This window comes from Sphingobium sp. Cam5-1, assembly GCF_015693305.1.
Lineage (GTDB): Bacteria > Pseudomonadota > Alphaproteobacteria > Sphingomonadales > Sphingomonadaceae > Sphingobium.
Genome location: NZ_CP065139.1, coordinates 347,309 through 368,616, shown reverse-complemented (window position 1 = coordinate 368,616; position 21,308 = coordinate 347,309). Strand labels below are relative to the sequence as shown.

Below are 21,308 nucleotides of genomic sequence, written 5' to 3'. Positions count from 1 at the left end.
GTGCGGCCACGCTAAGCCACGCGAGGGATGGTTATGGTCTCTTGGGCATTCGGTGACGAACCAGCCGTCATCATGTTGGCTGCGCGGACGGTATTCGACAGGAGGCATGCGATGGTCATGGGTCCGACGCCGCCGGGCACAGGGGTGACGGCGGCGGCATGATCCAGCTCGGAAGTTACTGCATCACCCACTATCATGCTCCGGCCATCCTTATCGACAATCTTGTTGATGCCGATGTCTATCACGATCGCTCCGGGCTTGACCCAGCCGCCGCGCACCAGGCCGGGGCTGCCCGCGGCCACGACCACGATGTCGGCGGTCGAGACGATAGAGGGCAGGTTGCGCGTGTTGATGTGCGTGACGGTGACCGTGCATTCTCTTTCAAGCAAAAGCAGGGCGACGGGCTTGCCGACGATGTTGGATTTGCCGATGACCACTGCCTTGAGGCCACAAAAGTCCTTGACCACGCTTTCGAGCAAGAGAAGGCAACCAAGCGGCGTGCAGGGGATCAATCCGTGCGTGCCTGTCGATAGGCGACCGACATTCACCGGGTGGAAGCCGTCAACGTCCTTCGACGGGGAGATGCGATCCAGGACAACTGCTGCATCGATGTGACGGGGCAGCGGCAATTGAACCAGAATGCCATGCACGGCAGGATCCATGTTCAGCGCGTCGATCTCCGCCAGAAGGGCGTCCTGGGTCGTTTCGCAGGGGAGGCGCCGCTCGATCGACGCTATGCCGACCCGCTTCGATGCCTTCAACTTGCGCGAGACATACACATGGCTCGCGGGATCATCGCCCACCAGAATGACCGCCAAGGTGGGTGAGATACCGCAGCGCCACCGAAAGTCGTCCACGTCCTGGCGAACGGTCTCCAGAATGCCCTCGGCCATCATTTTGCCGTCAATGATCTTCGCCATAATCCGCCTTGTCATTCATGTGTTGTGGACGGCAGAACGCCGACGGCGTTTCAGCCCACGCGATCGGCGGCGTAGCTGCCCGGACTGGCAGGGAAGACGATTGTCCGGTCTCCGTTCACGAATACGCGATGATGTATGTGCGCGTGGATCGCGCGCGCCAATGTGCGGCTTTCCACGTCCCGTCCGATGGATACATAATCGTCAGCGCTCTGCGCATGCGTGACGGCTATGGTTTCCTGCTCGATTATCGGACCTTCATCCAGTTCCGCGGTGACATAATGGGCGGTCGCGCCGATCAGCTTCACGCCGCGCTTATGGGCCTGATGGTAAGGCTTTGCGCCCTTGAACCCGGGGAGGAAACTGTGGTGGATGTTGATGATCCGGCCCGACATGGAGCGGCACAGATCGTCCGAAAGCACCTGCATGTAGCGCGCCAGAACGATCAGCTCGGCTTGCGTCCGCTCGACGATCGCCCTCAGTTCCGCTTCGGCTTCGGCCTTGTTGTCCTTGGAGACCTTGATGTGGTGGAACGGCAGATCATGGCTGAGCACGAGATGCTGATAGTCGAAATGATTGGACACGACGCCCACGATGTCGATCGGCAGCATGCCTATCTTCCATCGATACAATATGTCGTTCAGGCAATGTCCAAAGCGGGACACCATGAGGATGACCTTCATCCTGGCCGTGGAGTCGTGAAACTTGAAATCCATGTTCCAGTCCTGGCCGATCGGAGTGAAACCTTCAGCGATCTCCGAAAGCGCCTTGCCCTCTTCGGAGACGAAGCTGACCCGCATGAAGAAGGTGCCGGTTTCCACATCATCGAATTGGGAGGAATCCGAGATGCTGCATCCTTGACTTGCCAGATAGCCGGAAATGGCGGCCACTATCCCACGCTTTGACGGACAGGATACGGTGAGGATATCGGTCGTCACATTCTTCTCCAAAAATTCATGGCGAGTTGCGCGCTATGGGCTTCACAGCTTCGTGGTCAGTTCAGGGACGGCGGTGAAAAGATCGGCGACGAGCCCGATGTCGGCGACCTGAAAAATCGGCGCGTCCACGTCCTGATTGATGGCGATGATGGTCTTGCTATCCTTCATGCCAGCCAGATGCTGGATCGCGCCCGATATGCCGACCGCTATGTAAAGTTCGGGAGCAACGATCTTGCCCGTCTGCCCCACCTGATAGTCGTTGGGGGCATAGCCCGCATCGACGGCGGCGCGGCTGGCGCCCACGCCCGCACCCAGCTTGTCGGCCAGAGGCATGATGATCTGCTCGAATGTCTGAGCATCCTTGAGCGCGCGGCCGCCGGAAACCACGATCTTGGCGGAGGTCAGTTCAGGGCGTTCCAGCTTCGCGATTTCCGCACCCACAAAGGTGGACAGGCCGGTGTCCATCTCGATGGAAACCTCCTCGATCGTGGCGGAACCCCCGGTCGCGGGCGCCATGGGAAAGGCCGAACCCCGCACGGTGATCACCAGCTTGGAATCAGTGGACTCAACGGTCGCGATGATGTTTCCGGCATAGATCGCGCGGGTGAAGCTTCTTTCTCCCTCCACGGAGAGGATTTCCGAAATCTGCATGACGTCAAGCAATGCGGCGACACGTGGCGCGACATTCTTCCCGACGCTTGTAGCCGGGGCGAGAAACGCGTCATGGCTGGTCATCAGGGTTGCCACCAGCGGCGCGACATTCTCGGGCAGCGCATGCTGGTAACAGCCGTGATCCGCCAGAAGGACTTTATCGACACCCACGATCCGTGCGGCCGCTTCTGCCACGGCGCGGCACCCGAAACCGGCCACCAGCAGATCGACGGGGCCGAGTTTGGCAGCGGCCGTCACAGCGGAGAGAGTGGCATCTCTTACCGTGCTGCCATCATGTTCGACCAAAAGGAGAGTTTTCATCTCAGGCAACTCCCATTTCCTTGATTTTGGCCGCCAAGGCGTCCGCGTCGGCGACTTTGATGCCAGCGGAGCGGGCAGGCGGCTCGGCCAGCTTCATGGTTTTGATGCGCGGGGTGCAATCCACCCCGTAATCCGTGGGACCCGTCATGGTGATAGGCTGCTTTTTCGCCTTCATGATGTTGGGCAGCGAGGCGTAGCGCGGCGCGTTCAGCCTGAGATCGGCAGTGATGATCGCTGGCAGGGCAAGCCTAACCGTTTCCTGACCACCGTCGATCTCACGCGTCACATTGATTGTGTCGCCATCGACGCTGACCCGGCTTGCAAAGGTGCCTTGCGGCCGGTTCATGAGCCCCGCGAGCATCTGCCCCGTCTGGTTTGCATCGTCGTCGATCGCCTGCTTTCCGAGGATGACGAGGTCGGAACCGGTTTCTGTCACGATCCCTTTCAAAATCTTCGCGACGACCAGCGGTTCGACGTCCGCGTCGGTTTCGACCAGGATGGCGCGGTCAGCACCCATAGCCAAGGCCGTGCGCAGCGTATCCTGCGCCTTGGCCGGGCCGATGGACACGGCGATGACCTCGGTGGCCTGACCCGCTTCCTTAAGGCGGATCGCTTCCTCAAGAGCGATTTCGTCGAAGGGGTTCATGGCCATCTTGACGTTGGCAAGGTCAAGGCCGCTTCCGTCCGCCCTGATCCTTGGCCTCACGTTGAAATCTATGACCCGCTTCACGGGAACGAGAATGCGCATGATATTCTCCCGGCAATGTCATTGCCTTCAAGATGCAGCTGTCGATGAGAGTGAGTGGGATCTGGCGCCTCACGCCTTGATGCGTAGGCCCTTTGGATCATACCAAGGCCCCAACTGCGCCTCCACCTCATGCCGTTTCCATGCGATCTCGACCTCGAAGCTGCTCGCCTCAAGAAATGCCTTGTCGACGCCATCCTCGTGATGGACATAACCCATCCCCAGCGAAGCGCCGATGCGATGGCCATATGCTCCCGAGGAGATGTCGCCGATTATGCGGTCACCGATCCAAAGCGGCTCGTTATGGAAAACAAATGGGGCGTCGGGATCCTTCAGCTTGAACTGGACGAGGCGCTTGGTGAGCTTGCCTGCTTCCTTCTGACGCAGGAGTGCGTCGCGGCCAATGAATCCGCCCGGCTTGTCCAGCGCGACCGCGAAACCGAGGCCACCCTCAAGGGGCGTATCCTCCTCGCCGATATCATGCGCCCAGTGGCGGTAACCCTTTTCCATGCGGAGGGAATTGAGGGCGAAGAAGCCAGCGTCGCGAAGTCTGAACTCCGTTCCCGCTTCGACCAGGACATCGTAGACGTGCTGGGCGAATTCGGCCGGCATGTAGAGTTCCCAACCCAGTTCACCCACAAAGGTGACGCGGCTGGCGCGGACCTTCGCGTAGCCAAGGTCGATTTCCTGACTGGTGCCGAAAGGAAAAGCTTCGTTGGAGAAGTCGGCGGGCGAAATCTTCTGCAGCAGTTCGCGTGACTTGGGACCCATGACCGCCAGCATCGGCAATCCGGACGTGATGTCGACCACATGGGCGTGCGCATCGTCCGGAATATGCCGCTTCAGCCAGGCCATGTCGCGGCGCTGGGACGCAGCGATCGTGACAATCATGAAGGACGTTTCGGACAGGCGCGTGATAGTGACGTCGGCCTCGATACCGCCCTTGGGATTGAGCCACTGGGTATAGACCAGCTTGCCGACGGGCACGTCGATCTCATTGGCGGAAAGCCGGTTGAGAACCTTGAGAGCGTCGCGGCCCTCCATCAGATATTTCACGTAGCAGCTGAGGTCGAAGACCGACACATTCTCCGCCGTGTTGCGGCATTCGGCAGCAGTGTCGTCGAACCAGCTCGGCTTGTGATAGGAATATTCTACTTTCGGTGTCGTCCCCGCACCGCCGAAGAAGCCGGGCCGTTCATAGCCATTCATCTCCGTCATCCATGCGCCCTTCGCGATCAGGCGATCGTGGAAGGGGCTGCGGCGCACGTTCCGCGCGGTCTCCATCTGCAGGTTGGGCCAATGCATGTTGTACATGGCGCCCAGTGTTTCCGTCGTCCGGTCGTGAAGATATTTCTTGTTCGTCTGGAACGAGACCGTGCGACGGACATCGACATCGACTAGCTCCACGGGGGGCATGCCGTCGTTGATCCAGTCCGCAAGAACCTTGCCGACGCCGCCCGATGACAGGATGCCCACCGAGTTGAAGCCGCAAGCGGTGAAGAGGCCGCGCACCTCGGGCGTTTCGCCCAGCAGGTAGCGGTCGTCGGGGGTGAAGCTTTCAGGTCCGTTGAAAAACAGCTGGATACCGGCATTGGCCAACAGCGGCACACGGTTCACCGCGAGTTCGAGGATCGGTTCGAAATGGTCGAAATCTTCGGGCAGCGTATCGAAGCAGAAATCGGGGGAGATGCCGTTCATGCCCCAGGGCTTGGCGTTCGGTTCGAAGCAGCCGAGCAGGAGCTTGCCGGCATCCTCCTTGTAATAGGCGTGTTCATCTGTGACGAACATGACCGGCAGGTTGCGTGGAAGTTCGGGGATCGCCTCGGTGACGATGTAGAAGTGTTCGGCTGCATGAAGCGGGAGGCTGACGCCAATTTGCGCCGCCAGATCGCGCGACCACATGCCGCCGGTGATGACGACCTTCTTCGCCCGGATTTCACCTTGCTCGGTTATGACGCCGACAGCCTTGCCGCCTTCGACGATAATGTTCTTGACCAGGCATTGCTCAAGGATCTTGGCGCCGCCCATGCGCGCGCCTTTGGCATAGGCCATCGTTACGTCGATGGGATTGACCTGACCGTCATTTGGGAACCAGAAACCGCCGACGATGCCGTCGATGTTGACCGGCGACCAACGCTCCTTGATCTCGCCGGGGGTTACAGGTTCGACAGGCAGGCCGAAATTCCGCCCCATCGATGCGCCGCGGGCAAGCTCTTCAAGCCGTTCGGGCGTCTTGGCAAGGCGCAGCGATCCCCGCTGCATATAGCCGGTCGCCATGCCTGTTTCGGCTTCCAGCTGTTCGAACAGCTGCCCTGTATAATAGGCGAGCTCCGTCATCCGCCGGTTTGCGCGGAGCTGTGTGACCAATCCCGCCGCGTGCCAGGTCGTGCCACAGGTCAATTGCTTGCGTTCACACAGAAGTACATCTGAAATACCTAATTTGGTCAGATGGTAGGCTATGGAGCATCCTGCGATGCCGCCACCGATGATTACGACTTCGGCGGAACTCGGATATGATGTCACGAAGAACACTCCAGATGTTTGCTATCCAGCGATTGCGCAAAGATATTCATATGCGCATGTGCGGCAGTGCGACGACGTATCCAGTCGTCAAACGGTAACAGATCTATTCCCGATGAACGCGATTGTTGGTCCGACAAATTTATTACCTGCTTTTCAAACGAAGCGCGCTTCAGGGAAAGTTGAATGGTATCGAAGGCATAGTGCTGATGAGGACCTGGCGTAACAATACCCCGCCGGGGGTAGTATCCGCGCAGGCGCGGGCGCGGCCGACCTGAAGGCTGGGTGGAAAGATGTCGCTGCCTCTGGCCGCCATCGGTTAAACATGCGGCATCCGCCGCTCTCGCACGCCGTCTGTATCGAGCATGGCGAATGTAGCCCGGAAAACTACTCCGATGAGGGTAGGAGCATGGCCCGCGCAAGCAGGCTATATGTGTGTGTGTCACAAACAGGCGGCGGGACGGAGGCGCTCTGAACTGTTTCAGGACGCAGGTCTGCGGGGGCGCCTTTCCATCTGACCCAGTGAACGGAACACAAGCCTGTAGATGCGCCACGGCTGGATAGGCGTCGCAAGACGATGGGCAATTGGAGGGAGGGAGAGTGTGAGAGAACATGAGCTCCGCCAGCGGGTCGTGGGGGAAATGCATCTTCGACGCTGGCCAAGGCTTTCCGCGCCGATGGAGATAGTGCAAATCCTCAACATCCTGGATGATGGCGACCGGATGCGGGAAAGTGATTTCATCGCCCAATTCAGCGGAAATCCGGCGTGCCTGTCCGGCGCGAGCCATGTTTCAGGGATGCTGCATGGCGCAATAGCCTACATCTGGGAGCGGCACAGCGAAGCGAGCACCGTCACTCTTTTTGCCGGATCAGGCCAGCGCGGTGCGATCGACGATGCCGTTTTGCAGATGGAAAATTTGCCGGGCGCCGCGATACGCGCGACCAGGATCACGATCGTCGAAGATGAGGATAAGGCCCGGGCCTGCCTGGAGGATATGGCGTTCGTCGGCGATGAGCTGGTATCCTGTCACGTAGGCGACGGCATTCGGGTCTGGTCCGATTTTCGGATCGGTGCTGACGGTTATGGCAGGCTTCTGGTCGCCGCAAACGGCGCGTGCGATGGCGATCTGACACGAACGGTGCAGCGCCTGCAGGAACTCGGCAATTATCGTAATCTGGCCCTTATGGGCTTGCCGGTTGCTCAGGCGCAATCGCGATCGCTGCACGAAGCCGAAGCCAAGCTGCAGGAGCTTGGCCAGATGCTGAGCCATCCTGAGGCCCGCGACGACGATCTGCTGGACCAGCTGTGCCAACTCTCATTGGAGATCGGCGCGCTCGCTGGCGCAACGAACTACAGGATGAGTGCGACGTCGGCCTATGCCCAGCTGGTTGACGAGCGGCTTGCCGAACTGGCCCCGCAGCCGGTGAGGGGGTGCCAGTCGCTGGCCGACTTTACTCAACGCCGCCTTCTTCCAGCGGTGCGTACCTGTGCGAGTTTCACCAGAAGATTGCAGCAGATCGCCAATCTGGCGGCTCATCTTTCCGGTTTGCTGAGGACACGTATCGAAACGCGGATCGAGAACCAGAATGCGAAACTTCTGGCCTCGCTTGAACGCAACGCCAGCATGACGCTGAGGCTTCAGCAGCTGGTGGAAGGATTGTCGGTGGTCGCCATCAGCTATTATGGCGTGTCGCTGCTAGGGCATATGCTGGAAGGGATCGAACCCTTTGCGCCGGGTCTGCACGCTTCCACGATCCTGTCCGTGGCGACACCGCTAATATTGATGGGAAGCTGGTTCTGCCTGCACCGGCTCCGCAACGCAGTGCTGCGGCGGCCTGAAGTTTAGAACGCGCAGCGTTGAAAGGGCGACCTGTTGATGAACGGGTTGGCTCCTTCCAGACGGGTAGCCAGCAATGTTCAGACGAGCATAGGCTACCCTTCACAGGGTATTGTATAAGAATTTCTTCAGCCTGATCCTCCGCACGTCTCACATTTGGCGAACGGGACCTCGCCCAACAACGATCCGGGGGTTTATTCAATGGCTTATTACAACAGATTATGCGCTTCTCAATCCTCGAGTAACAGGACAAGTCTATTGCAGATCCGCAGCGTACGCGCGATGCAGATATCGGTCGCAGCGCTGGCGATCAGTATCGGCATGCTCCCGACCAACACTCTGGCCCAACAGGGCGGGCAAGGGGCCAGCGCAAATGCTTCCCAGCAGGATGGCCTGGGGGGCGATATTGTGGTCACCGCGCAGCGACGTGAGCAGCGGCTGGACAAGGTCGGCCTTTCGATCTCTGCCTTCTCGTCCGATCAGATGCAGGCGATGGGCGTCCAGTCGGCAACTGAACTTGCTTCCAAAGTTCCCGGCGTCGTGCTGGAATCCAGCGGCGGTTCAGGGTTGAACGGCAACCTGACGATGCGGGGCGTCGCGGCAACCGACTTTTCGACCAATCAGGAATCGCCCAACGCCATATATTTCGACGATATCTATGTCAGCTCGCCTTATGAAACCAACTTCCCCGTTTATGATCTGGAGCGCGTAGAGATTCTGCGCGGCCCGCAAGGGACGCTGTTCGGCCGAAATTCCACTGGCGGCCTCGCCAACTTCATCACCAAGAAGCCGACAGAACAGTTTGAAGGTTTCGTGTCGGCCACGATCGGCAACTATGATCAGAAGCGCCTGGAGGCTGCGGTTGGCGGCCCGCTGGACGACAAGACGCAGTTTCGTATTTCGGGCATGCTCGACTATTCGAATGGCTGGTGGAAGAACGCAGTCGGTCCAGACACGAATGCGCAGAAATTCTTTGGCGTGCGCGCGCAGATCCAGCGGGACCTGAGCGACAATTTAAAAGCCTATTTCGCAATCTCCTATGATCGCAATCCGCGTGCAAGGATCGGGACCTATGACTCTCAGCCAGCCTATCTGGTGAATGGCAGGCCGGAACTCCTTCCCGCCGACGTCGATGCATATGGCACCGGCCCGGGGAACGACGCCACGGGATATCGCGATCCCTATCCAGACGCGCGCAAGACTGCGTTCAACGCCGTCGGCTATTTGAAGAAAGAGCGGATTTCACCGACCTTGCGCCTTGAGTGGAGCGCTTCGGATGAAATCAGCCTTATTTCTCTCACCAACTACACGCACTTCAAATTCGCCTATGCAGAGGATTGCGATGGTACGCCCCTGAATTCCTGCTATTTTCCCAGCGGCCAGAATTTGAACCAATGGTCCGAAGAGCTTCGCGTGTCGAAAGTCGGCGACAGGTTTAACTTCACCGGCGGTGTATATTTCCTGGATATAAAACAGTCCAATTATCAGAACTATTCATTCCCCGCTTATGCTGGCACGGAGTTCGCGTTCGACATCAGCAACGTCTTCGACCAGCATGTCCGTTCCTATTCGGCGTTCGCACAGGGTGACTATACGCTGACCGATCGCCTGAAATTGACCGTTGGCGGGCGGGTGCTTCATGACACCAAGAGCTTTTCTTCGCAGGTATATTATAATGAGTTGGGAGACGGGGTTACCAACACCGTCTATAATCCTCCGCTGCTCGGATATGATTTTTCGGAGGCGACCGTTGGTCGCGCCGCGAAGAAGAAAGAATGGTTGTGGAGCGGCCGCCTTCAACTCGATTACACCGCCAGTGATGACGCGCTGCTCTATGCCAGCGTCTCGCGAGGCGTGAAGGGCAGCGGTTTCAATAGCAATGCGGGCGGAACCACATCTCTCGCACAGACGCCCTTTGGCGCTGAAACAATGATAGCCTACGAAGCAGGATCGAAGCTCAAGCTGTTCGATCGTGCCGTTCGCCTGAATCTCAGCACTTTTTATTATGACTATTCCGATTTCCAGGCGTTTCAGCTCCAGGGTTTGACATCGTTCGTCACCAACAATGATGCCTATATGTATGGTGGTGAGATGGAACTGTCTGTCACGCCTATGCGGGGCCTTGATCTTCAGCTGGGTGTAGCAAATCTTCATACGAAGGTTTACGATGTGAATACGAGCTATAGCGGCGTTATCGACCAAGGCGCGGTCAATGCTCCCAAGTGGACCGTCAATGGCTTGGCTCGCAAGTCGTTCGATGTCGGCGCCGGCCAGCTCGCCTTCGTGTATGATTTCAGCTATCAGTCGAAGCGTTACTCATCGGTCGACAACAATGCGATGAACCTGCTTCCCGCCGCTACGCTGCATAACGCTCGCGTAAGTTATTCGCGCAATGGCTTTGAAATTGCTGCGTTCGTGAAGAACTTTACCAACGCCGCAAAGCAGGTCTCCGCGTTCGATTATATCGCGCTGTTTGGAACCAGAATTGTCACCTACGTTCCTCCGCGTCGTTATGGTATTGAACTTCGCAAAGATTTCTGACGTTTCATCTCCTCTCTGATTGGCGGCCCTTCCGGACTTGTTCGGCAGGGCCGTCTTTTTTCTGGCTGCGCGTTGCACCCCATGCCTATTCTGGACTGGGATGCATTCTCAAATCTTGCGATTGCCGGGTCCGGTCAGCAAGTTTGAGAAGCCCCAACGCGATCGCGAGGATAGTGGCCGCAATCACGGGCATGTGCCACTTTCCCTCTCGCGCGATAAAGTTCTGAGCGACCACGAGAATGAGAAGCAGCGCTCCGGCAGCCGGTGGCGCCAAATGTGCGAAGCTGGTGACGGATTCCCGGCGCAGGATCAGGATCGCGCCCAAGCTTATCAGGAAATAGGGCAGCAGCCAGAAATTGATCACGATGCTTGCCAGTGTGGTGATGGCCTCGATAGGGCTTTCGGCTCCGCTCAGCCGTATCAGCATCGGCACGATCGCGCCGATAATGCCGACCAGCAAAATTGCGCGGCGGGGCGCATGGCTTTCAGGGTCGATGATCCCTAGCGATGCTGGCAGCATCGAATCCTGTGCGGCCGTCGCCACGATGCGGGCGGCGAAATTGAAGAACGCGATCGTCGATGCCACGACCGAAGCGCCGACCACAAGGTCGAACTCGGCCGTCAGGCCAGGCAGGCCCGCCTGCGCTGCAAGGACAGATATAGCCGTTCTGCCTGCGAGAATATCGTTCATATGCGGCGCCAAAACCGAGTATTGAAGCAAGGATCCCAGCGACCATGTCACCCCGCATAAAAGTAGGGTGTAGGTCAGGATGCGAGGAACATTTTTCCGCGGATTCACCGTATCCGATGCGACCGAAGTCAGGCCGTCGAAACCGACATAGATCGCCATGCCCCATACCGCCCCCGCGAGTATTCCTCCGGCATCGAATTTGCTCGTGTTGAACTGATCGAAAAATCCGGCTGAATGGTTTGAGAAGGCGAGGAGCATTATCACCATGATGACCGGCAAGCTGATCAGGGCGAGCAATCCTGCAACGCGGGCGGACAAATCCGGGCCGCGATAAGCGAAAAATGCCGAGAAGGCGGAAGCGACGAGACTTAAGGCGCATTGCCAGGGTAAACTCGTCGCCTGGGGGAATCCGGTCTCGGACAGCAGGCTTGTCAGATAATATATCTCGTCATTCACGATCATCGCGATTACGCCGAGATAACCGAGCATGAGCGAGATGCCCACCACCCGTTGCCCCCAGTTGCCAAACGCGATTTCGGCGTAGGAGACAAGTGATCCGCTGACGACATATCGGCTGGCGAAGGTTGTGATCGCGCGCCCGATGAGGAGCGCGACGCCCAGCGTCATCAGCGCACTGATCCACGAGCCAGCGCCTCCGAACTGAAGCAGCAGCGTCGGTACGCTCGCCAGACATGGCCCGACCTGCATTGCTGCAAATCCAAGAGCTACTGCCTTTAAGGGAGATAGAGCGCCGGAGGTGGCAGTGTCTTGCGTGGACGTTGTCAATGCTGGATCCCGTTTATATACTAAAGGCTGATCGCATCGGATCGAACCCTCTCACTCGTTTTGTTTTTCCTGACTGCGAAATCAACGCAGATATCAGAAGCGGAATGAAATATCGGCACCATATGTCCGGGGCGCGCCCGGTGTGGCCAAGTTGGCGTTCATGAACGATTTGTAGTCGACGAGATAAGCATAATAGCGTTTCTTCAGAAGGTTCTTGACCCATAGCCCAATTTCCAAGCCGGTATTTCCGATGGGCTTGGTGAGCCGACCGTTGACCAGCCAGTAGCCAGGTTGTGATATATCGGCTGTGTTGAAGGCGTCGAAATATTGAAGGCTCGAATATCTCGCGTCCATATGGATCGCGAACGCTGCGTCGGTGTCCTGAAGCAACTTCCAATCCACAGCCCCGTTCAGCGTCCATCGCGGCGCCGAAGTCAGCCTGTTGCCGTCGAGTACGACCCCGCCAAGCGTCAGATCCTGGAATTTGCCGTTGGTGTAGCCGATCCCCGCGCTGAGCGTCAGGTTCCTGGTGGGAGCTGCCGCTGCCTCCAGTTCCGCGCCCCATATCCGGCTGCGCGGCGCGTTCACCAGGATTTCCAGCCCCTGATCCGTTACGTCGAGAAACTGCTGGTTCCTATATTTATAATAATAGATCGCCCCATTCAGCCGGAGCTTTCTGCCGAACAGTTCGCTCTTGGCTCCGATTTCAAAAGCGTCGAGGATCTCAGGCTTGACGATCGTGATCTCGGCGGGGTCGAAATAGGCGTAGCCGTTGAATGTGCCCGATCGATAGCCTCGGCTGAAGCTGGCATACACGCTGGCATTGCTCGTGAGCTTGTAGCGCAGCGCCGCTTTGCCGCTGAGATTGCGGTTGGTGAAGCGGTCCTGTGGCGGTCCATCGATGAAGGTGCTGACGCCGTAAACCGGATCGCCGGTCGCAGGATCGAAATAGCCCAGATAGGCCTTATATTCATTTATGTCCGTGCGATCGTTGGAATATCTGAGCCCGAGCTGAATTTCGATCCCGTTGTCGAACTTGTAGGTCGTATGGCCAAATGCGGAAAGGCTGCGGCGCTTCATCCTAAATTGATTGGTGTAAACGCATCCCGTCACATAATCGATCAGGCAGATGGGCGTGCCGGCGACGTCTTCGGTAAAGGAAGCGTAGGAATCATAGCGGGTGGCGCTGCTGATCTTTTCATCGGACGCGGCAGCGCCCAAGAGCCAGGTGAAGGGTCCGGAACCGCGCGAAGCCAGGCGAATTTCCTGCGACCAGACGCGTGCCTTGGCGTCGCTGCCGTCCGCCAGAATGCCTTCGGGTCGGTTGTCGTCATCGCTATAGGCGCGGAAGCGGCCTTTGTCGTAGGTCGTCACTGACGTCATCATGATGTCGGGACTCATGTCCCACTCAGCGCGCAGGATGACGCTGTCGTTGTCGACCTTGAGATAGCCCTGATCACCTGCATTCACATCGTAGAAGCCGAGACCCTGATTGAAGATACCGGCAAATCCCAGACCTTCCGGGCCGACATTGGTCACCGTGTAACCTGCGGGCCGCGTGTCGGAACGGCTGCGGCTATAACCCAGATTGAAACGAAGGCCGGGGCTGGGACGGAACGCGGTATTGACCCGGAACGCATAGCTGTCGTCGTTGGCGAAATTCTTGAGTCCCGGCTGAACCGCGTGGAGATAGCCGTCGGACTTGCGGCCATCGAACGCGGCCCGGATGCCGAAGACGTCCTGGACTGGCGTAAACTCGAGGGCGGCGGTCAATTCCCGCAGTCCGTAATTGCTGACCCCGGCGGTGACGAAACCTTCCGTGCCGTCCAGATCGGGCTGCACGGTATAGATGTTCACCGCGCCGCCAGTGGTGTTGCGGCCAAAGAGCGTTCCTTGCGGCCCGCGCAGCACCTCGACCCGGTCAATGTCGTAGAGTTGCTGCGCGCGGAAAACGCCGGCTCCCTTATAGTCCTCATCAACATACATCCCGATCGGGCCTTGCTGATGCTGAGAATAATCGACCAGCGAGACGCCGCGCATGGCGAATATCGGCTGTACTTCACCGAAGGGCGTTTGAACGGTCAGGTTCGGAACCTGGACTGCGAGTTGAGAGGCGTCAGTCAGCTTCAGGTTCTGCAACGCGCTGCCGGAAATCGACGTTACTGAAACGGGAAGATCCTGCATTCTCTCCCGCCGCTTTTGGGCGGTCACGATAATCTCTTCCAACTGCCCTCCCGTTGAGGCCGGAGGCGCCGGGGCCTCCTGCGCGTTCACGGACTCCGTGGCGGTCAGTGCTACGAGCGCAAAAAGGCTGCTCGACAGCCGGAAATATTTTAGCTGGCCCATGAGGACCTCCCCTTTTTCAAGAACCCTAATCTCCCTGCGTCCCAGCGTGGATCAGGTGAAAATCCGTGCACCCTTATTTGTCGGCTCACGGGTCGCCTCATCAAAAATCCGGCCCAGGACATAAGGAAGATATGTCTTTCCGCCCTCAAGCCTGTCGACACGTTCGACGAGGTAGCCGCCACCCCCATAGGTCATTGTAGCGCTGACTATTTTCCCCAGTTCAAGGGTATCCACCGGGTCGAAGCCATTGGGCCGCAGCGCGACGCGCACGTCGTTTAGCTCCTTTCCATAGACCGTGTCCCATCCATTGTTGAGCGTGACCAGTGAAGGATCACTGGCGAAGCCCGAGCCGTCTGGCGCGAAGTCGTATTTGATGGTGAAGTAGCGGGAACGTTCGTCCGTGGTGGTCGGCAAGTCGTTGCCGAGGCTGGCCTCAATCTCGATAACTCGCGTACCGTGGCGCTCAGCCCAAGCGTAAACCGTTTTGCTGTCGCTATATATTTGGGCCGATCCGCGCTTCTTGGGATTGCCCCAGAATTCGCGGCCTGATGAGACTTCATAGTCGCCGCTGACGATCTCCTGAAGGGAATATATCCCCTCACGGCCCTCATGGACGGCCTTGATCACGATCCAGCCGATTTCCTCCTCCGCGCGAATCTCATTCCCTTGTTGCAGGCGGCCTTTGAACGATTCTCGCATCAATCCGACGCTGATGGTGATCGTGGGATTTTCAGGAACGTCGAGGCATGGTGGGAGAACGGAGCGCGCGAAACTGGATGTTGTTTCAAACTCGACATTCACGAAACAGCTATGCGTGTGAGTGTTTTCGCTATGGAAAATATCGAGAAAATTGCGAACCTGCTCTTCCGACCACACATATGACATTGAAATACCTCAGTTATTATCATTTGATGTCCGGCACCTCGAATCTGCAGAAGGTGCGTTAGCTTGAAAAGCTGTCATAGCTTTGAGGATGTCGTTAGCCGTTTTCCGCAAGCTGTTGCGGGATGGTTGCGAATGTGCCAGCCTAAGCAACTAGGAGAGGGGTGCGCCACCGCGCATCGCCTGCGAATTGAAGCGCGTAAATGGACGAATTGGATAGCATCGGCTGGCCTCACATCCGTCCTGCAAGGGGACGCGATCTGCCTTTGCCGTTGCCCCGTCGTCCTACATCCTTCCCTGACGAACATGCCGAAATCAAGGAGATGAACTGGCGCACGCAATATGTGCAGCTGTTGCCCGGCCTTTTTGAGGGGGCGCTCTTTGACATGGAAATGGCTGGCGTAACGGTTGGGCTGGAAGAATATAACCTGCCGATGGAGGAGATGTTTTGTGCGCCCCCCGGCAAATTCTTCTATTTCCGGGCGCGCTCCAATGGCGAGGCATTTTGTGAAGGGCAGGCGCTGAATGGAGAATTCGGACTGATATGCGCGGATGAGGCTTTACTCCACTTTCTGGTACGCGGCGATTATTCCGGCTTCTACGTGGCGATCGACCAGGATTTGCTCGACGTTTTGCTGGCCGATTTTGACTGGCGGGCATATTTCAGGCTCAGAAAATGGATTTCGGTGTCAGCGGAGCGCACAGCCATGCTGGACGCAGCCGTTTTTGATCTTCTGAAATGTTTGTCGGACGATCCGCGTAACGTTGAACTGGTGGACCGGGGTGAAAATGTGGCGCTCGCGGCTGGAGCCGTCGTGGCTGCCCTGGACATTCAGGCGAGCAGCAGGCCCTCGCTCGACACACGAACCTATCTCTTTCGAAAAGCGCGTGACTATATCCTGGACAGGATTACCGAGGACTTCAGCGTCGCAGAGCTTTGTGAAGCTCTGCGCGTCAGTCAGCGCACCTTGGAATATAGTTTTGCCGATATCACGGCGCTAAGCCCGAAACGATATATTCTGACGCAAAGGTTGAACCGTGTACGTTCAGATATTCTCCAAAAAGGTGCCAGGACCGACGTGCTCGACCTGGCGTATAAATGGGGCTTCCGCCATCCGAGCCGCTTTTCCCAGCAGTATCGGCGTCATTTTCACGAGCTTCCTTCCGCTACCAAAGGCCGCCTGATCGGCCGTCTCGGCAACGCGGAGAGAGGGAGGGTGTCCAAGTAAGAAAAAGGCCGAGGAGCTTGGCCCTATGAATCGCTGCCTTTGCCGAAGGGCAGAGCTTCGATGATACCCTCGCAGAGGTATTGCCGATCAACGTCGCCACCGGCACCATCGGACGAATAAGCTACGGTCGTCTTCTAGTTGCAAATAGCAGTCGGCCTTCCAGCAGCTGTAGCAATTTTCGCGGCCTTGAAGGCGTGCACTCTTAAAAAAAGAACAGAGTTTTCATAACTTTGGAAGTTAGAGGATCAGGCGGCGCGTGAACACGATGGATTTGTTCAAGCTCAATGGGAGAGTGGCTCTCGTAACGGGAGGCGCGCGCGGCATTGGCTTTGAGCTAGCCACGGCCCTGTCGCATGCTGGCGCGATTGTTTATTGTGCTGATATCGATGGGGCTGGCGCTGAAGAGGCGGCTGAACGGATCGCCGCCGATGGCGATTACGCCGCCTATGGAATACAGGTGGACGTGTCTGAGGAATCGTCTGTCACTCGCATGGTTGATGCCGTCATGAAACGGCACGGACGCCTTGATGTCTGTATCGCCAACGCAGGCATCGCTGAACTCAATCTTCCTATATCGTGGCAGGATTACACGGCCGATCTCTGGCGTCGGCTGATCGATGTCAATCTGTCGGGCGTCTTTTTCACCGACATGGCGGCGGCCAAGGCGATGAAGGGATGTGGCGGAGGCTCCATCATCAATATTGCCTCCATCGTCGGCGTGACCGCGGACTCGCAGTGGGGCTGCATTGGCTACGCAGCGGCGAAAGGCGGGGTCGTGCAGCTTACGCGCCAGTTGGGAGCCATGCTGGCTGCCGACGGCATTCGGGTCAATTCGATAGCCCCCGGCTATGTCGCCACCGGATTGAGCGAAGGCGAGCAGCTGGACCATCCCGATCCAGAGGTGCGCCGCCTCCAGGCCGAACTGTTGGCTCGCACGCCGATGAAGCGTTACGCCCAGCCCCAGGAACTGCGGGGCGCGGCTCTCTTCCTCGCGTCCGACGCCTCATCCTATTGCACGGGCTATACCTACGCAGTCGATGGAGGCTGGCTCGGTGCGTGATCGTGCGCGTGGAAGTGAAACGCATGCGAATTTCAGCATAGTCTTTCTGGGAGTATTTTGATGTCGGGGTTCAAGCCATTTGCGGACTATAGCAACCATATCCTGGTGGACGGAGAGCTGCGGCGAAGCGCTTCCACGACCGCGCTTGATGTGATTGATCCCGCCACGGAACAGGTGGTTGCCAGCGTGTCGGATGCGACCGACGCCGAACTCGATCAGGCGGTCGCGAGCGCGAAGCAGGCGCAACGCGCATGGCTCAAGCTTTCGGCGCTGGAACGCACTGAAGCGCTTCATAAGGTCGCGCAGGCGATCGAGGACAACCGGCCGTTGCTGGCTGAATCGATGACACGCGAAATGGGCAAGCCGTACAAGGAAGCCTTTGACGAGGTCACATGGTCGGTGTGGGCGTTCCGCTACTATGCCGAAGTGTCCCGCCATGATCATGGCCGCGTCGTCGGGCCGGTCGTGGGCGGCCATATGAACCTGGTCACCAAGCATCCGCTCGGCGTCGTCGGCATCATCATGGCGTTCAATTTTCCCTACTGCCTCTATTCCTGGGAAGCGGCCGCGGCGCTGGGCGCCGGGAACGCCGTGATCCTCAAGCCGTCCGACCACACGTCGGTTTCGTCGATCCTTTTCCTCAAGACGATGATGCCGCACCTGCCGCCCGGCCTGATCGGCCTCGTCACCGGCGGCGTTCGTGTCGGCACGGCGATGGTGGCGCACAAGGACATTCATGGCATCGCCTTCACTGGCAGCGTGGGCGCAGGCCGGGCCGTTGCGAAAGGATGCGCCGAAAATTTCAAGAAGGCGCTTATCGAAACGTCGGGCAACGACCCGTTTATCGTCATGCCGTCGGCCAATCTCGACATTGCTGCGCGCGCCGCCGTTTTTGCCGCCAATCTGAATGCGGGTCAGGTCTGCACGTCGGGCGAGCGTTTTTATATCCATCAGGACATCCACGATGCCTTCATCGAAAAGGTGGTCGGACTGACGCGCAAGATCCGTATCGGCAACGGGCTGGACAAGGTCGATATGGGGCCGATGGTGTCGGAGCGCGAGCGGAGCCGCTACGAAGGACTGGTCTCGCGCGCGATCGAGGCGGGAGCCCGGGTGGCGACAGGCGGCGCGCGACCGTCTCACCTCAATGCTGGCTATTTTGTCGAACCCACGGTCCTGACGGATGTTCAGCCTGACGCGGAAATCCTGAATGTCGAAAGCTTTGGTCCGGTGATGTCCATCTGCCGCGTGGCGGATTTTGACGAAGCGCTGACGCTCGCCAATCGGTCGGACTATGGTCTGGGATCGACGGTCTACACCACTGACCTTGGTGAAACGCACCGCGCCATCGAAGAACTCGAAAGCGGCATGACCTGGATCAACGCGCCGCTGATGGATAATAATGCCGCGCCTTTCGGCGGCCGCAAGATATCCGGCATGGGTAGCCAGTTGGGAGCGGAAGGGCTGGACCAGTTCCGGCACTCGAAGATGGTGATGATCGATCCGTCCTGCACGTCCCAGGACTTCTGGTGGTTCCCTTACGCCGATGCGGAAGCATTTGCCGGCGAGAAGTGAACTCCATTTTATCTTAATTTGTGAAAGAAATCGCAGAAAGGCTAGTCAATGAGTTTCGTCAAAACAGACCAGGAAGTCGCCGAAATTGAGGGTTTGCTGTCCAAGGGGCAGTTTACGACCGAATCCCTGACGATTGAGTTCAAGACCACGCAAGAGTTTCTGCGCAAGGTCCTGCCGCCCTGTTTCGACCTGCCCGACGAGCCAATCGCCTACGCCAATGTGTCGCATTGGCAGTCGGCGCTTTGCGGTGAATTCGACTGCGGTATCATCTATCTGTCGTGCAAATATAAGGGTGAAGCTGGCACCACCATGCTGACCTTGTTCGTCAGCGGAGATATGCCTGTCACCATTGGGCGTGAGATGTGGGGTGAAGGCAAAAAGACCGGTAACGCGCGCCTGTATGTCGATGGCCATGAAGTTTACGCTTATGCGGAACGCAACGGCGTGCGCCTGATCGAGATACAGGCCGAACTCGGCGCTGACCTCGGCCCGGCGCAAAACAACGTCAAGGATTTCGAGCTGAAAGCGCAGCCGCACACGACCGGCAAGGGCTTCCAGAACAAGGTGGTGTTGAGCTGCCTTGACACTGCGGAGGACTTCCGTGTCACGCGGCAGGGCACGGGGACGCTCAAGCTCGCGGGCACCGCGATGGACCCGCTCGACACCATCCCGGTCGTCGAAGTGGGCGGCGTTTCCTATGGCGAAGGCGCCTCTTGCTGGACCATCCCTTTCTGGGAAGAACTGGATGACGGTCATGACTATCGTCCGTATATCTATGGCCAGAAATATGACGACTTCCGGTTGTTCAACAAGGCTCGCCGCTTCACGAAGTAAGAATGAAGGCATCTTGGACTCGCGCAAAAGTGGCGGCCGGTCTTGCGCGGCCGAGACAAAATTGGCATGGCGGGCTGCGTCTGATTTGATGCAGCCTGCTCTAAGCCCCCCCGCGCTGACGGACGTCGAACGGAGTGATCAGGTGACAGAGAAAAAGCAGCCAGACTTCCGCGCATGGGTGGCTCTGGCGCTGTGCTTCATAGCGACGGTCATCATCTTTCTTCCCTATGTGGGCTATTCGACCCAGATCGCGACGATGATGAGCGATCTTTCCATGGACTATACCATGGCCGGCGCCCTGGCATCGGGAACGGCCCTGTCGGGCGGCATCGTCGTTTATTCGGCCGGAGGGCTTTTTAACCGTTGGGGGGCCAAGAATGTCTGCGTCGCGGGGCTTGTCTTGTCCGCTCTTGGGCAGTGTTTATTCTCATTCGCCTCAACCTATCAAATGATGTTTGCCGTACGCATTCTTCAGGGTGCCGCCATTCCGCTGCTTTTCGTCGGGCCCTATACCATCGCCATGCATTGGGCGGAGCATTCCAAAAGGCTTGGCGTCTTCATGGGCATCATGCTTTCCACCGATGGTATCGGCACAGTGTTTGCCGGATATGCCTATTCGCACGTCCTCGAAACCTGGGGCTGGCGCGTCGGATCGCTGTGGGGAGCGGCGGCGCTTCTGATTATCGCTGGTCTGGTCTGGCTGCTTCTGCGCGAACCGGAGTCCACAGCGCGGGCCGATCCCGCAGCGTGTGCGGACAAACCTTCTCAGTTTGCTCAATATCTCTCCGTGCTGCGCCAGGCCAATGTGCGGGTGGCCGCGCTTTTTCTCACCGGAGTTTGGGGCACATATTCGATTGCCGTCTATTGGGTTCCCACGCTTCTGATCGAGGAAGGCCATTGGTCCGAAGCCGCTGCCGGGTTTGCCGGTGCGCTCTATCCATTTGCCGGGGTCGTTTCGGCTGTGACCTTTGGTCTGCTGTCGGATCGTCTTGGACATCGCAAGCCGCTGATGCTGATTTCCGGTGTAGGCATGGTCTTCTCCTTCATGGGTGCGGCGATGGCGGTCGATCAGCATCGATATGATTTGTTGGCGATGACGCTGCCACTGGGCGGATTGTTCGCCTATGGCGGGTTGCCGCTGGCCTATTGTCTAGCGGCTGACGCTGTCGGGCTGGAAATGGCCGGGATGGCGACAGGCTGTATCATGGGCACCGGACTGATATTCGGAGGCGTTATCTACCCGCTCGTCCTGGGATATGTTCGCGATAGAACGGGCCTTTATACGCTCGGTTTTGTTTTGGCCGCCGTATCTCTCCTGATATTCAATTTTATCACTGTTCTGTTCGGGCGTGATGTCGTTCGATCAGGTCAGGGCGCGGATCAGGGTACGCCTGCCCAGTCAGCTGTGTAGCGCGGCTTGACATCCCACTAGAA

Annotated in this window: 15 protein-coding genes; 7 read left to right on the top strand and 8 right to left on the bottom strand. The window is 58.1% G+C overall.

Going from position 1 to position 21,308, the window contains the following annotated elements:
* Positions 1–11: 11 nt before the first annotated feature.
* The 5 genes from IZV00_RS15740 to IZV00_RS15720 all read right to left on the bottom strand — a co-directional run bounded on the left by IZV00_RS15740 (position 12) and on the right by IZV00_RS15720 (position 6,095).
* The gene (locus tag IZV00_RS15740) at positions 12–920 is read right to left on the bottom strand and encodes a bifunctional 5,10-methylenetetrahydrofolate dehydrogenase/5,10-methenyltetrahydrofolate cyclohydrolase (RefSeq protein WP_196227359.1); all 909 of its coding nucleotides are present in this window, start codon (positions 918–920) and stop codon (positions 12–14) included.
* Positions 921–970: 50 nt separating this feature from the next.
* Positions 971–1,855 (bottom strand): formyltetrahydrofolate deformylase, encoded by an 885-nt coding sequence (gene purU, locus IZV00_RS15735; protein ID WP_196227358.1) that lies wholly within the window; start codon positions 1,853–1,855, stop codon positions 971–973.
* A gap of 42 nt (positions 1,856–1,897) precedes the next feature.
* Positions 1,898–2,827, bottom strand: a complete 930-nt coding sequence (locus IZV00_RS15730) for an electron transfer flavoprotein subunit alpha/FixB family protein (RefSeq protein WP_196227357.1) — start codon at positions 2,825–2,827, stop codon at positions 1,898–1,900.
* Between the two features lies 1 nt (position 2,828).
* Positions 2,829–3,575, bottom strand: coding sequence for an electron transfer flavoprotein subunit beta/FixA family protein (locus IZV00_RS15725; protein ID WP_196227356.1), 747 nt, complete (start codon positions 3,573–3,575; stop codon positions 2,829–2,831).
* A 69-nt stretch (positions 3,576–3,644) separates the two neighbouring features.
* Positions 3,645–6,095, bottom strand: a complete 2,451-nt coding sequence (locus IZV00_RS15720; RefSeq protein ID WP_196227355.1) for a GcvT family protein — start codon at positions 6,093–6,095, stop codon at positions 3,645–3,647.
* Positions 6,096–6,637: 542 nt separating this feature from the next.
* On the opposite strand from IZV00_RS15720, the gene IZV00_RS15715 reads away from it, so the two are divergent.
* Both IZV00_RS15715 and IZV00_RS15710 read left to right on the top strand, forming a co-directional pair.
* Positions 6,638–7,939 (top strand): DUF3422 domain-containing protein, encoded by a 1,302-nt coding sequence (locus tag IZV00_RS15715; RefSeq protein WP_196227354.1) that lies wholly within the window; start codon positions 6,638–6,640, stop codon positions 7,937–7,939.
* Positions 7,940–8,188: 249 nt separating this feature from the next.
* A complete protein-coding gene (locus IZV00_RS15710; protein ID WP_196227353.1) occupies positions 8,189–10,471 on the top strand; it encodes a TonB-dependent receptor in 2,283 nt (760 codons plus the stop codon).
* An 85-nt stretch (positions 10,472–10,556) separates the two neighbouring features.
* Here IZV00_RS15710 and IZV00_RS15705 read toward each other — a convergent pair whose 3' ends face one another.
* From IZV00_RS15705 to IZV00_RS15695, 3 genes are all read right to left on the bottom strand, one after another.
* A complete protein-coding gene (locus IZV00_RS15705) occupies positions 10,557–11,870 on the bottom strand; it encodes an APC family permease (protein ID WP_196227352.1) in 1,314 nt (437 codons plus the stop codon).
* 171 nt (positions 11,871–12,041) lie between these two features.
* The gene (locus IZV00_RS15700) at positions 12,042–14,294 is read right to left on the bottom strand and encodes a TonB-dependent receptor (RefSeq protein WP_196227351.1); all 2,253 of its coding nucleotides are present in this window, start codon (positions 14,292–14,294) and stop codon (positions 12,042–12,044) included.
* Positions 14,295–14,345: 51 nt separating this feature from the next.
* Positions 14,346–15,179: an acetoacetate decarboxylase family protein gene (locus IZV00_RS15695; protein ID WP_196227350.1), complete on the bottom strand. Its 834-nt coding sequence runs from the start codon at positions 15,177–15,179 to the stop codon at positions 14,346–14,348.
* Between the two features lie 341 nt (positions 15,180–15,520).
* Here IZV00_RS15695 and IZV00_RS15690 point away from each other — a divergent pair, with 341 nt between their 5' ends.
* The 5 genes from IZV00_RS15690 (at position 15,521) to IZV00_RS15670 (ending at position 21,285) form a co-directional block, all read left to right on the top strand.
* A complete protein-coding gene (locus IZV00_RS15690) occupies positions 15,521–16,405 on the top strand; it encodes a helix-turn-helix domain-containing protein (RefSeq protein WP_230463465.1) in 885 nt (294 codons plus the stop codon).
* Between the two features lie 265 nt (positions 16,406–16,670).
* Complete coding sequence (locus IZV00_RS15685) at positions 16,671–17,465, top strand: SDR family NAD(P)-dependent oxidoreductase (protein WP_230463493.1); 795 nt, start codon at positions 16,671–16,673, stop codon at positions 17,463–17,465.
* 60 nt (positions 17,466–17,525) lie between these two features.
* Positions 17,526–19,040, top strand: a complete 1,515-nt coding sequence (locus IZV00_RS15680; protein WP_196227347.1) for an aldehyde dehydrogenase family protein — start codon at positions 17,526–17,528, stop codon at positions 19,038–19,040.
* Between the two features lie 48 nt (positions 19,041–19,088).
* The gene (locus IZV00_RS15675) at positions 19,089–19,874 is read left to right on the top strand and encodes an acetoacetate decarboxylase family protein (protein ID WP_196227346.1); all 786 of its coding nucleotides are present in this window, start codon (positions 19,089–19,091) and stop codon (positions 19,872–19,874) included.
* The gene (locus IZV00_RS15670) at positions 19,786–21,285 is read left to right on the top strand and encodes an MFS transporter (RefSeq protein ID WP_329604520.1); all 1,500 of its coding nucleotides are present in this window, start codon (positions 19,786–19,788) and stop codon (positions 21,283–21,285) included. Before IZV00_RS15675 ends, IZV00_RS15670 begins: the two co-directional genes overlap by 89 nt.
* The last annotated feature ends 23 nt before the right edge of the window (positions 21,286–21,308 follow it).